This window comes from Devosia chinhatensis (assembly GCF_000969445.1).
Lineage (GTDB): Bacteria > Pseudomonadota > Alphaproteobacteria > Rhizobiales > Devosiaceae > Devosia > Devosia chinhatensis.
Map to the genome: position 1 here is coordinate 665,283 of NZ_JZEY01000054.1, position 14,386 is coordinate 679,668.

The window sequence follows — 14,386 nt, forward strand, 5'->3', positions numbered from 1 at the left end:
ATGGCCCGGATTGTCCGGTCCATGCATGCGGTCTTCCATACAAGGTTGACTTGTCTCTGCGTGTCGGCCATCGGTGAGCCCGTTGCCGCTTCGCGGCCTGGATAAGCTCATGCCCGCAATTGCCCCTATCGAGAGCCGAGCCAATCTGGGCATCGCCCTGGTTCTGCTGTCGCAACTGGCCTTGCTGGTGCTCGACATTTCGGCGAAGTGGCTTTCGGTGGAAGGTATGCCCACGGGCGAGATCGTCTTCGTCCGCTACAGCATGCACCTTGTTCTGTTGCTGCTGCTTTTCCTGCCCGTGACCGGGCGGCTTCTGTTTGTCAGCAATAATTGGAAGCTCGAAATCCTACGCGGGGCCTGTCTGCTGGCGACGACGGGACTGAATTTCCTGGCGATGCGCAGCCTGCCGCTGACGGTGACGAGCGCCATCCAGTTCACCTCGCCGCTGATCGTCTGTGCGCTGTCGGGGCCGCTTTTGGGCGAGGCTGTGGGCTGGCGGCGGTGGCTCGCCATCGGCGTGGGGTTCATCGGCATCCTCATCATCGTCCGACCCGGATCGGAGGCCTTCCAGCCCGCGGCGCTCCTCAGCGTCGGCTGCGCGATCTTCCTGGCTTTTTTCTCGATCCTGACGCGCAAGCTCGCGGGCGTCGATACGGCGCTGACCCAGCAATTCTATGCCGGCGCGACGCCGATCGTCCTGCTGCTGCCCGTGGCCTTCGCCGACTGGACCTGGCCAAGCCAGCCCATTTCCTGGGTGGCTTTCTTCATCATGGGCGGGGCCGGGTTGTGCGGGCATTACCTCAATTCGGTCGCCCACCGGTTCGCAACGCCCGCCATGCTGGCGCCGTTCAGCTATCTCAGCCTGCTCTACCTTTCGATGGCGAGCTGGCTGGTGTTCAGCCAGCCGCCGGACAGGTTCTTCGTGCTCGGTGCCGCCATCATCATCGCCAGCGGTCTCTATATCTGGCTGCGCGAGCGGCAATTGGCGCGGGCGGCCAGCGTGGTGGACGTCGAGCGCTAGCGCTCCGCCTCGTCCACTTCGCGCAGCGGCTTCTTCTCGGGCGCCATGCCATGGGTGATGAGGCGGGCGCTGCGCTGGCCGGTGAGATAGATCCACAGCCAGCTCAGCGTGATGAAGATGCGCGTACGGGTTTCGACCAGGAAATAGATATGGGCAAAGCCCCAGATCCACCAGGCGAGCCAGCCCTTGAGCTTGATGCGTCCGAAATCGATGACGGCCGAACTCCTGCCGATCGTGGCGAGATCTCCGGCATGGCGGTAGCGGAAGGTCAGGGGCGTCGCATCGCCGGAAGCCCGTCGGCGGATTACGGCTGCGACATGCTCGCCGGCCTGCTTGGCGGCGGGCGCGACGCCGGGAACCGGCTTGCCGTTGTCCCGCGTGATGCTGGCGACATCGCCGATGACGAAGATATCGGCCATGCCGGGCACCGAAAGATCGGGACCGACAGCGACGCGGCCGGCCTTGTCGCCCTCGATGCCGAGCCAGGCGGCCACCGGGGATGCGGCGACGCCTGCCGCCCAGATGATGGTCTTGGTGTCGATGCGCTTTTCGCCAAAGGAAACGCCGTCGGCATCGATCTCGGAGACCATCTGGCCTAGTTCCACCTCGATCCCGGCCTTGCGCAGCGCCTGCAGCGTGTAATCGGACAATTCGGGGTCGAAATTGAGCAGAACCCGATCGCCGCCCTCGATCAGCACGACGCGCAGATCGTCGGGCGAGAGCGTGTTGAACTGGCCGCGAATGCTGGCCCGGCCGAGCTCGAAAATGGCGCCGGCCATTTCGACCCCAGTGGGGCCGGCCCCGATAATGGCAAAGGTGAGGAGCGCGCGGCGGCGGGCAGGGTCGGTTTCCCGCTCGGCGGCTTCCAGCGCCAGCAGCAATTTGCGGCGAATGGCGGTGGCGTCCTCGATGGTCTTGAGGCCGGGCGCAAAATCTTCCCATTGGTCATTGCCGAAATAGGCATGCTGGGCGCCGGTGGCGAGCACGAGGCTGTCATAGGGCGCGCGGCTGCCATCCTCCAGCAGGACCTGCCGGGCGGACGTGTCGACGCCGACCACGGTGGCCATGACCACCCGCACGTTCTTCTGCCGCCGCAGCAGGTGGCGGATGGGCCAGGCGATCTCCGAGGGGCTGAGAGTGGCGGTGGCGACCTGATAGAGCAGGGGCTGGAACAGGTGGTGGTTGCGCCGGTCGATGAGGAGAATGTCGACATCGGCGCCCGCAAGCGCCTTGGCCGCTGCCAGACCGCCAAAGCCTCCGCCGACAATCACGACGCGGTGCCTGGGATCTGTCATGACGCTCTCCTTATGGGGGTACGCCGGGCTAGGAAGAAAGCTGCCGGCGCCAGTTCTCGACATAAAGATCGAACCCTGCCGAATGCAGCGGTTCGCATGCGGGAACCTCGCACGCTTCCGAAAGGCCCCCACCGAACAACAGGCTGGCGCCCAGGCTGGTTCCGGTCGAATCCCCGGAGGGCCGGACCGGCACACCGGCAAGACGGGCCAGAGCCTGCCCGAAGAGCCGATTGCGCGCCAGCGGCCCTTCGATGACGATCGACCGCCCCAGCCCGCACAAGTCGAGCGCTTCGCGCGCCATCAGGGCCAGGTAAAGCGAGGCAGCCGCATTGCGCTGGCCCGGCGTCAACGACCCGGAAGCCTGGGTCCAGCCCCCGGTCCTGAGGCCGAAAGGGCCGACCCCCGGCACGAAGCTGGGCAGGGCCATGATGCCGGTGTCGATGACATGAGCAATCTCGGCCTCGGTCGGTGTAACGATCTGGGGCACGAGCAGGTCGAATTCCCGGCCGCCCATGAACCGGGCGGTGGGCACGGGACGGCCATGGGCATCGACATTGGCGAGACTGTCGCGGCGGGGATCGAGCCCGGATGTCTTCCCGCCAAGGGTCATCAGGATGGTCCAGGTGCCGGAAGAGAGAATGGTCTGCGGCCCCGTGTCCCGGCCCAGATGGGGCACGAGCGAGGCGTTCGAATCATGAATGCCGCAGGCAACAGGCAGATCGGCGGCAAGGCCGGTGATAGCCGCGATCTCGGGCAGCAGCGTGCCGATCACCGAGGCCGCAGGCCGCAGCGGCGGGAAGAGGCTGCGCCAGCCCAGCGCATCGACCATGCTGGAGTAATCGCCGCGGTCAGGCGCCCACAGGTCGGTGTGACAGCCGAGCGACGTCACTTCGCTGGCTAGGGTGCCGGTCAGCCGCCAGGCCCAATATTGCGGATAGGGCAGGATGGCCGTAGCCTCGCCGAAGGCGTCTGGAAAGGCACGTGACTGCCAGAACAGCTGCGCACCCCAGTTCAACCCGCCGGGCAGGCGGGGCGACAGGGTTTCGGAAAAATCCGGCCGCACCCGTTCATAGGCCTCCCGGGCCGCATCGGGCACATCGCTCTCATAGTCGAGGACGGGCAGGACGAGGCCCTTGTCATTCACCAGCGCACCGCAGGCGCCATGCGTGGTAATGGAGATGCCGTCAATGCCATGGGTCCGACCCAGGTCGGCAAGCGCCTCGATGATGAAGGCCCAAAGCCGCTCCACATCCATATGAGGATAGGGAATGTCCTCGAGAACGATGTTGGGCGTGGTGCGCGCGCCCCGCTGCACGCCGTCAGCTCTGTCGATCACGACAACCTTGGCATTGGTCTTGCCGATATCGATGACAGCGATGTGGCGCGGCGGTGAAGACGACATTTCTGGCCCCGATGCAGTGCATCCGGCATGTAGCGGATTTCGGGCATCGGCGCCAGAACTGACATGTTAGTGCGGCAAACGGGGCAGTGTGTCTATTTGACGATGAGCACCGGCAGGCTGGAATGGGACAGCACCTCGGACGCCTGGCTGCCCAGAAGCAGCCGACCGAGGCCACGGCGGCCATGCGAGCCCATGACGATGAGGTCGGCGCCCTGTTCCTTGGCGGCATGCAGAATGCCGTCAGCGGCGGTGCTGTTGGAGATATGGAGCGTTGCCAGCGCGACTCCCTTGTCCCTTGCGACCGCCTCTGCGGCGGTGAGGGTGGCGCGCGCCGATTCCGCCTTTGCCTGATCGAGATTGTCGATGACCGAAGAGGTGTCGACCATCATCATCTGGGCGCCCGACGCCACGATGACGGAGGGTTCGGTGATGGTGACGGCGGTGACCTTCGCATTGGTCCCGGCCGCAAGGGCGAGGGCGTGGGTGAGCGCCTTGGTGCTCAATTCCGAGCCGTCGACGGCGCAGATGATGCTTGAATACATGTCGCTTCCCTTCTCTTGTGGACGCTTTTGACCTTAGGGCAACGCGGGCCCACGCGCTTTGATCCAGATCAGGCGCGTGTCGTGTCGAAGGGCGTTGACAAGAGCAGGACGCTGCGGCCATATCGGAATGTCGAAGGTTCCCGACGGGCAAAGGCCTTGAAGGGATCAAAAGGGAACACGGTGCGGCGTACCCATCAGGGACCAAAACCGTGGCTGCCCCCGCAACTGTAAGCGGAGAGCTCTTTCGGAACACCACTGGCCCAAAAGGCTGGGAAGGTCGGAAGCGCGATGACCCGCGAGCCAGGAGACCTGCCATCGACATCAACGAAACCCGGCCGGGGTGTGCCGAGGGGAACGACGATGGCGCATGACGACCATATCATTGCATTTTGCCTGAGCGATCCTATCGCCCCTCCGTGCCTTTTTGGCGGAGGTTCCGATGGAGCTCGCACAACGCCTTGTCGGCACTGAACCGGCGCGTCTCGACGTTGCAGGGCTGAGCTGGGGGCCGCACGGCAAGCCGGGCATCGTAAAGGATGTCAGCTTTGGCGTGGAGCCCGGCCAGATGCTGGCGATCGTCGGTCCCAACGGGGCCGGCAAGTCGAGCCTCTTGCGCTGCCTTTACCGCTTTCACCGACCCTCGGCCGGCACGGTCCGTCTCGACGGCGCCGATATCTGGACACTCAAGCCCAAGGCGCTGGCGCGTCGCGTCGCCACGGTGCTGCAGGAGCAGGCTTCCGATTTCGGCCTTTCGGTCGCCGAGATCATCGAGCTGGGCATGACCCCGCATCTCGACGAACGGACCGGTGCGCCTTCCGACCCGGTCGAGGATGCGCTGACGCTGATGAACCTTGCGGCGTTGGCGGCCCGCGATTTCGGTTCGCTTTCGGGCGGGGAAAAGCAGCGTGTGATGATCGCCCGGGCGCTGGTGCAAAAGCCTGACCTGCTCATTCTCGACGAGCCCACCAACCATCTCGATATCCGCCACCAGCTCGAAGTGCTCGAATTGCTGGCGAGCCTCGACATCACCGTCATCGTGTCGCTGCATGACCTGGCGCTGGCCTGTGCCCATGCCGATCGGGTCCTGGTGCTGCAGGACGGTCGGGCCGTGCAGTTCGGCACCCCGCTGGACGCCCTGACGCCCGAGATCATCCGCCACACTTTCGCGGTCGAGACAGCCATCGACAGCCACCCGGCCACCGGGCGTCCCCGCTTTTCCTTTCACCTGAACCTGCCAAAACCATGAGGGATATATCCATGCGTCTTCTCGCCGTCCTTGCGGTCTCGACCGCCCTTTGCGTGCTTCCCGCCTCAGCCTCCGACTTTCCCGTGACCGTGCAGAGCTGCGACCGCGAGGTGACCTTCGAGGCCGCGCCGCAACGCGCCATCTCCAATGACGTCAATCTTACCGAGATGATGCTGGCGCTGGGCCTGACCGGGCACATGGTTGGCTATACGGGTGTCTCGGACTGGAAGACGCTGGACGAGACGCTGCGCGCGGGCGTGGGCCAGTTGCCCGAATTGTCGAGCAATTATCCGACCAAGGAAGTGCTGCTCGGCGCGGATGCCGACTTCTTCTTCGCCGGCTGGAATTACGGCATGCGGGTGGGCGGGGAAGTGACGCCCGATACGCTGGGCGAATTCGACATCGCCGTCTACGAGCTGACGGAAAGCTGCATTCACATCATGGACAAGCCCAAGGCTTCCATCGACGATATGTATAACGACCTGCTCAATCTGGGCCGCATCTTCGGCGTTGCCGAGACGGCGCAGGCGCTGGTCGATGGCTACAAGGACGATCTGGCGGACTTTACTGCCAGCCTGCCGGCGCTCGAGGAGGACGTGGCGGTCTTCGTCTACGATTCGGGTGAGAACAAGCCCTTCACCGCCGGCCGCTATGGCATGCCGACGGCCCTGATCGAGGCGGCAGGCGGCACCAATATCATGGACGACGTGGAGTCCAGCTGGGTCGAGATCGGCTGGGAGCCGGTGATCGAGCGCAATCCGGAGGTGATCGTCATTGTCGATTATGGCAGCGTCACTGCCGAGCAGAAGGCCGACTTCATGCGCAGCAATCCGGCCTTCAAGGATATTCCGGCGGTGGTGAACGACCGCTTCGTCGTCCTGCCCTATGTCGAGGCGACGCCCGGCCCGCGCAATGTCGCCGCCATCAAGACCCTCGCCGCCGCGTTCCGCGAATAAGACCGGAGGGGGCCGGTTTCGATCCGGCCCCACACAATATGTCCCACAAGCATCTCGTCCACGGTCCGCGCCACGCCCTGATCCATGCCATGCCCTGGGTCCTCATGGGCTTGACCATCCTGCTGTTCCTCATTGCCATAGCGGCGGTAAGCGTCGGCGCGGTGGGCATTGCGCCCGATATCGTCTGGAGCGTCATCCTCAATCATGTGCTTCCCGGCAGCGTGGAACGGACCTGGTCGGCGGGGCGCGACAATATCGTGTGGGAGGTGCGCCTGCCGCGCGTCATGCTGGGTGCTATTGTCGGGGCAAGCCTGGCGCTGGTGGGGGCGGCGCTGCAATCGGTGACGCGCAACGCGCTGGCCGACCCGCACCTGCTCGGCATTTCCTCGGGCGCCGCCTTCGGGGCGATCATCGTGCTCCTGCATACCGGCATGTTTCTCGGCCTCATCACCGTGCCGCTCTTTGCCTTTGGCGGCGCGCTCCTGGCCACGGCATTGGTCGTGGGCATCGCCAATTTCACCCGCGCCACCGATGCCAGCCGGCTGATCCTGACCGGTGTCGCCATTTCCTTCGTCATCACCTCGCTGGGGAGCCTCGGCATTTTCCTCGGCGATCCGCGCGCCAGCCATACGGTGATCTTCTGGATGCTGGGCGGGCTGGGCCTGGCGCAATGGGCGCAGCTGCCCTATCCGCTGCTGGCGCTTGTCGCCTGCGGGATATTCCTCCTCGCCAATGCACGCAATTTCAACGCCATGACCCTGGGCGACGAAACCGCGACGACGCTGGGCCTGCCGGCCGAACGGTTCCGCATCGTGGTTTTCGTGATCTGTGCGCTGCTGACCGGGGCGGCGGTGGCCTTTTCGGGCATTATCTCCTTTGTCGGGCTGATGATCCCCCATCTGGTGCGCATGGCGGTGGGCGGCGATTATAGGCGGGTGCTGCCGCTATCCGCGCTGGTCGGCGCCATCTTCATTGTCCTGGCCGACATGGTGGCGCGCATCATCATCCCGCCGCTCGACGTGCCCATCGGCATCATCACCGGACTGGTGGGCGGGCTGTTCTTCATCCTCCTGATGCGGCGCAAGGCCCGGGTCGGCTGACGCGTCTTTGAGCGTGGGGCTCTTGTCGCGTGCGGCTGGCTGGTGCAAAACGCGCGCCTAGGCCCCATATGGGGCAGGACAGAGGCTGATCGAGAACCCCCTTGCTGGACCGCGCACGCAGATTTTCCGTAGCCCCGATGATGGACTGGACCGACCGGCATTGCCGCGTGCTCCATCGCCTGCTGACGCGCCATTCGCTGTTGTTCACCGAAATGGTCAATAGCGGCGCCATCGTTCACGGCGATGCCGAGCGGCACTTGCGCTTCGATCCGGTCGAGCATCCCATCGCGCTGCAGATCGGCGGGTCGGACCCGGCCGAACTGGCTGAAGCCTGCCGCATCGCCACCGGTTTCGGCTACGACGAGATCAACCTCAATGTCGGTTGCCCTTCGGACCGCGTGCAGTCCGGCAGGTTCGGCGCCTGCCTCATGGCCGAGCCGGCGCTGGTGGCCAAATGCGTGCGCGCCATGCGCGGCGCCACCGACCGCCCGGTGACTGTCAAGTGCCGCATCGGCATCGACGATCAGGACATTGAGGAAAGCCTCGACCGCTTCGCCGACGCCATGGTCGAGGCCGGGGTCGCTGCGCTCTACGTGCATGCGCGCAAGGCCTGGCTGCAGGGGCTGAGCCCCAAGGAAAACCGCACCATCCCGCCGCTCGATTATCCGCGCGTCCATCGCCTGCGCCAGCGGCTCGCCCCCTTGCCGGTGATGATCAATGGCGGCATCGAAACGCTTGAGCAGGCCGAAGAGCACCTGGCGCATGTCGACGGGGTGATGCTGGGGCGCGCCGCCTATCACAACCCCATGCTGATGGCGGAAGTGGATGCGCGCCTCTTCGGCGATGCCCGGGAGATTCCTGACCTGTCGGCAATCATGGCGGCCATGGCCGATTATGCCGAAGTCCAATTGGGACAGGGCGTGCGGCTCAACAACATTGCCCGACACATGCTCGGCCTCGCCAATGGCCGCCCCGGCGCGCGGCTCTTCCGCCAGATCATGAGCGTGGATGCCTGCAAGCGCGATGCCGGTCCGGAGGTGTTCTTCCGCGCGCTGGATGTGGTCGAAAACCACCAGTTCGCGGCCGAATAGCGCCTAATCCACGAGCTCGAGCGAGTTTTGCGTCACCGAATAGCGGCTGAGCGTTTCGAGGAAGGTCATGCCCAAAAGGCTGGTCTCGAGCGCCCCCGCTTCGGTCACGAAGGCCGTCACGTTGCGTCGCTCGATAGAACCGACGCTGATCGTGTCGAGGCGGACGCGGGCAGCCATGCCCCGGCCGTTGGCTGTGGAGACGGGCACGGAATAACGCAGGGCGTCGGTGTCGATCCCGGCCGCTTCGGCATCCGCGATGGTCAGCACCACTGCGCTGGCACCGGTATCGAAGATCATGGGCGTCGTGTGGCCGTTGAGCGTCGCCTGAATTTCGAAATGACCGCCGAAGCCGCGCCGGAAGGTGGCGGTGCCCGAACCGGCATCAACGACCGCCACGCCCGGCTGGATCTCGCCCGCGACGCGACCGACCACGCCCATCAATTCATCCCGATAGGCGTAGCTGACCATGGCCACGGCAAAGATGCCGACCCAGAGCAGCAGCCCGCCGATCAGTTCGGAAGCGCGATGACGCCGGGCGAAAAGACCACCGGCGAAGATGATGAGGATGATGACGAGCGGGACCAATTGGGCAGTCTGCAGCTGGCTGAGGCCCACAAGGCTCCCCGCATCGGCGCTGATCATCAGGGCAATGCCGACGGCAATGAGCAGGGCCAGGCCGATGAAGATCATGTTGGTCCGGTCCTTCCGCTCCGAATTGGCATCCCTTTCGATAAAGGAAAGCTATACGGCAAATTCAAGGGATCACGCCAGGATGAGCAAGGCGCAAAGCGCGGCAACTTCTCCCAGAGCCATGCCCGCGCCGATCAGATCGCCGGTCTGTCCGCCCAAGAGACGCCGGCATATCCCGGTCCAGGCCAGGACCGTCAGCACCACGGCAAGCAAGGCCGCGACAACGCCCACAAGGCCGCTGACCGGGCCGCCGAGCAGGAAAACCAGCAAACCGGCCAGAGTTGCTCCGATGGCGAAACGCTTGGTCGACAACGCCCCGGCACTGGCCGATGCGCCGTCCGCCCGCGCCGCCGGCAAGGCCACGGCGAGCCAGAGGCCGCCCGAGCGCCCCGCCAGGTGTGCCGCTAGCCAGAGGGCGGCTGCCGCAAGGGGATTAATTGCGACGACGCTGCCGAGCGCCGTGACCCGCAGCACGAGAAAGAGACAAAGGGCCGCCACGCCATAGGTGCCGTGGCGGCTGTCTTTGAGGATTTCGAGCCGCCGCTCCCGCGTATAGCCACCGAACAGCCCATCCGCCGCATCGGCCAAGGCATCCTCCATCATGCCGCCGCCGACGATCACCATGGCGGCGACGGAGAGAGCTGCAGCAAAATAGGGGGGAAGACCGAGCCAGGCACCGCCCATGAGCAGGGCCAGGGGAACGAGGCTCATCAGAGTGGCAGCGAAGGGCAGGGCCATGGCGATGCGCCCAAGATCGGGCTTTTCATGTGGACGCTCGCCGGTGGGCAGGCGCGAGAAGAAGCGCAGGGCCATGACAATGTCGTCCACGAGGCCCTTGCCTTCGGCGCGCGGCTCGGGACGATAATCGTCACGCACGGCCGGATCGATGCCATCGGGTTCGCCTGCCTCGGGCGCGTCGCGCGTCAATTGCAATTGGCTCCATAATGGGCAACAAGGTCGCGCCTTCCCTACCATAGCATGCCGGATTTGCCATGCCCGCTCTGAACCCCGCCTTTGCCGATCTCGTCGAACTGCTTGTCGCCGTCCCCGATGGTGACGAGGCGGCTGTTGCCGCCGTGCGGCAGCGGGACGCCCAATTGACCAAGCCGGCCGGGTCGCTGGGCCGGATGGAAGAACTGGTCGAGTTCCTTGCCCGCTGGCAGCACCGTTCCAAGCCCCGCCTGGGCAATCCGATGGTGACGATCTTTGCGGGAAACCATGGCGTGACCGATCAGGGCGTTTCGGCCTTTCCCCGTGAGGTGACCGCGCAGATGGTGGCCAATTTTACCAATGGCGGGGCGGCCATCTCGCAGATCTGCGCCTTGCACGAGATCAACCTGCGCGTCTTCGAACTGGCGCTCGAATTGCCCACCGGCGACATCACCCAGGAGGCCGCGCTCGACGACCAGATGTGCGCCGCCACCATCGCCTATGGCATGGAAGCGGTGGCCGGCAAGCCGGACCTGATCTGCATCGGGGAGATGGGCATCGGCAATACCACCATCGCGGCCGCCCTTTATGCCGCCCTTTATGGCGGGACGGGGGCCGATTGGGTCGGTCGCGGCACGGGAATTGACGATGCCGGACTGACGCGCAAGGCCGATGCGGTGGATCGGGCCCTGGCGCGCCATGCCGGCGAACTGGACCATCCCTTGGCGATCCTGGCGCGTCTGGGGGGCCGAGAAATCGCCGCCATGCTCGGCGCACTCCTTGCAGCCCGGCACCAGAAAGTGCCCGTCATCATCGACGGTTATGTCGCAACGGCCGCCGCCGCCATCGCGCATGCGGTCAATCCCGCTGCCATCAACCATTGCCTCTTCGCCCATGTTTCGGCTGAAGGCGCCCATGCCGACGTGCTGGCCCGGATGGGCCAGACTGGTCTGCTCGACCTGGGCATGCGGCTGGGTGAAGGCACTGGTGCGGCCCTGGCTGCGGTGATGGCCAAGACGGCGCTGCACCTGCACGACAACATGGCGACCTTCGAGAGCGCGGCGGTCAGCGGCAAGGCCGAGTGATCAGCGCCGGGCGCGGGGCGCAAAGCCTTCTGCCGAGGGCACGACGGCGAGGAGATTGACGCCCATATTGGTCTGGAACCGGGCGACCGAGGCCGCGGCCAGCCGATTGAGCGCATCGACGTCCCGAGCCGCAACGGCCTGGTTGAGCGCGGCGTGCTCGAGCAGGAAGTTGAGGATATAGTTCTCGGCCAATTGCTGGCGCTGCAGGTCGCCCATGCCGCGGAAATTACTGTCTGCGGCGAAGGCGGCGCGCAATTGCCGCTGCACCGGGGCGTTGTCGATCTGCGCCGCATAGGCGCCATTGGCGGTGATCCAGTTGAGCACCCAATAGGCTGTCAGGGCATCGGCGACATTGTTGGGCGACAAGCCCTGTTCGGCCACCAGTTCCTGCCAGATTTCGACTGGAGAGCGCTCGGCAAAGGCGGCAGCCAGGGAATCGCGCGCCGCAATTCCCGCCGACCAGCGCAACTGATCGAGAAACTCGCGCTGCACGCGCGAAGCCACGGTGGGGGAGGGGCGATAGCCGGTATCGAAGCTGGCCGCAGGGCTGGTTTCGGGCACCGGTGCCACGCTCATCGGCGCGGGCGCCTCCTGGGCGACGACCGGGGAGGCGAGCAAGAGGACGGCGAGGGCAGGGGCAAGAGCGCGACGCAGGCAAGATGTGTTCATGTCGGCATCCCTCCAGTCAATCTGGGCTTAATTGCGGACGGCCCGGCAACGGCGACGGTGATGCGGCCGATCAGCCGGCTTCCGAATAGATTTCCAGCCGGTTGCGTTTTTCGACGACCGGCGCCAGCGCATCCATCACCCGGGCGCGGGGGAAGGTGGCAAAGACCTCGGTGCCGAAGCGCAGCTTGGAGTAAAGGTCGAACCGGCCCTGATGCAGGTCCATGATCTTCTGCACGATGGGCAGGCCCAGGCCTGCGCCCTGTTCGGCCGTTTTCTGGGCCAGCGAGCCCTGCCCGAAGGAGGAGAGCACCGTCTCGATCTCGTTCTGGGGAATGCCGGGGCCGTTGTCCTTGACCGAAATCATCTGGCCGCCATCGCGGCTGCGCTGCACCACGAGGGTGACCTTGCCCTGCTGCGGGGTGAACTTGATGGCATTGGACAGAAGGTTCAGCATCACCTGGCGGATGGCGCGCTCGTCGCCCCACAGCTTGGGCAGGTGATCGCCATAGCTGAAGACCAGCTCGATCCCCTTGGACTTGGCGCGCAATTCCATCATGCGGCGGCAATCCTCGGCGATGTCGACCAGCGAAACGGCTTCCTCGTTCAACTCGTACTTGCCCGCCTCGATGCGGCTGAGATCGAGAAGCTCGTTGATGAGGTTGAGCAGGTGCTGGCCGCTGGAATGAATGTCGCCGGCATATTCCTTGTATTGCGGCACCTGATGGGCACCGAGCAGCTCTGATTTCAGCACTTCGGAAAAGCCGATAATGGCATTGAGCGGAGTGCGCAGTTCGTGGCTCATCGTGGCGAGGAACTGGCTCTTGGCGATATTGGCCTGCTCGGCGTGGCGACGGGCCTCGTCGGACATATTGCGCGCTTCCTCCAGCTCATAGATCAGCGTGTCCTTTTCGGACTGGTGCGTGATGGTCTCGAGCTCGGAGCCATGCAGCTGGCGGGCAAGAAAGAGGAAAAAGATCTCGCCGCAGATGGTGACGGCAGCCAGCGTGTAATTGAGCGTGCCGCCCAGCGCGATCAGCGCGGCCGATACGCTCATCGTCACCGGCAGGGTGCTGACCAGCGTGGCGGGCGGCAGGGTATGGGTGGCGATGGCATTGCTGGCAATGCCCACCAGGGCCATGGCGAACATGACCGGCGCGAGGTCCGCCGGCTCGGCAAAGAGACTGAACAGGGCCAGCAGCGACAAGGCGATGCCGCTGACGGTTTCAGCGGCGACAAAAGATGTGGTCCAGCGCCCGGCATTGAACTTGGTGGGGTCGGCCAGGGTGAAGCGTCGCGCCAGATGGACGACGATCAGCAGGCTGGCGATGACCAGCCCCGCCCAGAGCGCTGCGATGGTGACAGGCACCCACAGGCTGGCAACGATGGCCAGGATGCTGACAATGGCTGCCATCGGCAGGGCTGCGCCCACGCGGGCAGCGGCATAGTCCTGCATCAGTTCGAAATCGAAATCGGCGCGCGTGCCGGAACTGGAGGTAAGGCGCTGGCGCGCTTCGCTGACCGCCTTCTGGGCGTTGCGCTTGCCGTCGACGCCCATAGGCGCGCGACTATCAGCTTCGCTGATCGACTGGGACGGCATGAACTCTTACTCGTTACTCAACTGAGCGAACCAAAACGCGTTCGCGGTACTGGCCTGGCAGATTAGGGGCGGGTGGTTAACAGGCGGTGAAATCGAGACCGCCCATGCTCAGCCCGCCTGCGACGAGACGGACCGCTCTGGGTTAACAAAGTCTTCCAATCTCGCTCGGGATCGGCCGCGCAATTTTATTGCGCCAAAAGGGCAGGTGTGGCACTCATTTGGACGCCTGGGCCGGGTCGAAAGGGCATAGGCGCAATCTGATTTCCCGAGGGTAATATGGCATTGGACAAGATCGACCGGAAAATCCTGTCGCTTCTGCAAAAAGACGCGACCATGCCGGTGGCCGAGATCGGCCGCAAGGTAGGGCTTTCCACCACCCCCTGCTGGCGCCGCATCCAGAAGATGGAAGAAGACGGCGTCATCCAGCGACGCGTGGCGGTGCTCGACCCGGCCAAGGTCAATGTCGGGGTCACCGTCTTCGTGTCGGTCAAGACCAATGAGCACAACGAAGCCTGGATGCGCAAATTCGCTGGCGTGGTCGATGAATTCCCCGAAGTGGTGGAATTCTACCGCATGAGCGGAGACGTCGATTACCTGATGCGCGTGGTCGTGCCCGACATCGGGGCTTATGACACGTTCTACAAGCGCCTGATCAGCAAGATCAACCTGACCGATGTCAGCTCGGCCTTCGCCATGGGGCAGATCAAGTACACGACGGCGCTGCCGCTGGACTTCGCGATCATCAGCGACGAAGACAAGTAA

General features: G+C 64.7%; 14 protein-coding genes and 1 riboswitch. Of the genes, 7 read left to right on the top strand and 7 right to left on the bottom strand.

What is annotated here, in order from left to right; translation table 11 throughout:
* Positions 1-109 precede the first annotated feature (109 nt).
* Positions 110-1,021 (top strand): DMT family transporter, encoded by a 912-nt coding sequence (locus VE26_RS03290; RefSeq protein ID WP_046104956.1) that lies wholly within the window; start codon positions 110-112, stop codon positions 1,019-1,021.
* On the opposite strand, the gene VE26_RS03295 is transcribed toward VE26_RS03290, so the two are convergent.
* The 3 genes from VE26_RS03295 to VE26_RS03305 form a co-directional block, all read right to left on the bottom strand.
* On the bottom strand, positions 1,018-2,316 hold the full coding sequence (locus VE26_RS03295) for an NAD(P)/FAD-dependent oxidoreductase (protein ID WP_046103754.1): 1,299 nt from the start codon (positions 2,314-2,316) through the stop codon (positions 1,018-1,020). The genes VE26_RS03290 and VE26_RS03295 overlap by 4 nt on opposite strands.
* A gap of 28 nt (positions 2,317-2,344) precedes the next feature.
* The gene (locus tag VE26_RS03300) at positions 2,345-3,718 is read right to left on the bottom strand and encodes an FGGY-family carbohydrate kinase (RefSeq protein ID WP_052715629.1); all 1,374 of its coding nucleotides are present in this window, start codon (positions 3,716-3,718) and stop codon (positions 2,345-2,347) included.
* A gap of 92 nt (positions 3,719-3,810) precedes the next feature.
* Positions 3,811-4,260, bottom strand: coding sequence for a universal stress protein (locus tag VE26_RS03305; RefSeq protein WP_046103755.1), 450 nt, complete (start codon positions 4,258-4,260; stop codon positions 3,811-3,813).
* Between the two features lie 117 nt (positions 4,261-4,377).
* Positions 4,378-4,591, top strand: a riboswitch (cobalamin riboswitch).
* 108 nt (positions 4,592-4,699) lie between these two features.
* On the opposite strand from VE26_RS03305, the gene VE26_RS03310 reads away from it, so the two are divergent.
* The 4 genes from VE26_RS03310 to dusA all read left to right on the top strand — a co-directional run bounded on the left by VE26_RS03310 (position 4,700) and on the right by dusA (position 8,653).
* A complete protein-coding gene (locus VE26_RS03310) occupies positions 4,700-5,506 on the top strand; it encodes an ABC transporter ATP-binding protein (protein ID WP_046103756.1) in 807 nt (268 codons plus the stop codon).
* Between the two features lie 11 nt (positions 5,507-5,517).
* Positions 5,518-6,462 carry an ABC transporter substrate-binding protein gene (locus VE26_RS03315; RefSeq protein WP_084619907.1) on the top strand — a complete coding sequence of 315 codons (945 nt, stop codon included), beginning with the start codon at positions 5,518-5,520 and terminating at the stop codon, positions 6,460-6,462.
* A 38-nt stretch (positions 6,463-6,500) separates the two neighbouring features.
* The gene (locus tag VE26_RS03320) at positions 6,501-7,562 is read left to right on the top strand and encodes a FecCD family ABC transporter permease (protein WP_052715630.1); all 1,062 of its coding nucleotides are present in this window, start codon (positions 6,501-6,503) and stop codon (positions 7,560-7,562) included.
* 101 nt (positions 7,563-7,663) lie between these two features.
* Positions 7,664-8,653, top strand: coding sequence for a tRNA dihydrouridine(20/20a) synthase DusA (dusA, locus tag VE26_RS03325; RefSeq protein ID WP_084619909.1), 990 nt, complete (start codon positions 7,664-7,666; stop codon positions 8,651-8,653).
* A 3-nt stretch (positions 8,654-8,656) separates the two neighbouring features.
* Here the strand turns inward: dusA and VE26_RS03330 are convergent, their stop codons facing one another.
* Positions 8,657-9,343, bottom strand: coding sequence for a retropepsin-like aspartic protease family protein (locus VE26_RS03330; protein ID WP_046103758.1), 687 nt, complete (start codon positions 9,341-9,343; stop codon positions 8,657-8,659).
* A gap of 72 nt (positions 9,344-9,415) precedes the next feature.
* Positions 9,416-10,270 (bottom strand): adenosylcobinamide-GDP ribazoletransferase, encoded by an 855-nt coding sequence (locus tag VE26_RS03335; protein ID WP_052715631.1) that lies wholly within the window; start codon positions 10,268-10,270, stop codon positions 9,416-9,418.
* Positions 10,271-10,335: 65 nt separating this feature from the next.
* Here VE26_RS03335 and cobT point away from each other — a divergent pair, with 65 nt between their 5' ends.
* Positions 10,336-11,358, top strand: coding sequence for a nicotinate-nucleotide--dimethylbenzimidazole phosphoribosyltransferase (gene cobT, locus VE26_RS03340; protein WP_046103759.1), 1,023 nt, complete (start codon positions 10,336-10,338; stop codon positions 11,356-11,358).
* On the opposite strand, the gene VE26_RS03345 is transcribed toward cobT, so the two are convergent.
* A complete protein-coding gene (locus VE26_RS03345) occupies positions 11,359-12,027 on the bottom strand; it encodes a DUF6683 family protein (protein WP_046103760.1) in 669 nt (222 codons plus the stop codon).
* 70 nt (positions 12,028-12,097) lie between these two features.
* A complete protein-coding gene (locus tag VE26_RS03350; RefSeq protein WP_046103761.1) occupies positions 12,098-13,624 on the bottom strand; it encodes a sensor histidine kinase in 1,527 nt (508 codons plus the stop codon).
* A 282-nt stretch (positions 13,625-13,906) separates the two neighbouring features.
* Between VE26_RS03350 and VE26_RS03355 the strand changes: the two genes are divergently transcribed.
* Positions 13,907-14,386, top strand: a complete 480-nt coding sequence (locus VE26_RS03355; protein WP_046104961.1) for an Lrp/AsnC family transcriptional regulator — start codon at positions 13,907-13,909, stop codon at positions 14,384-14,386.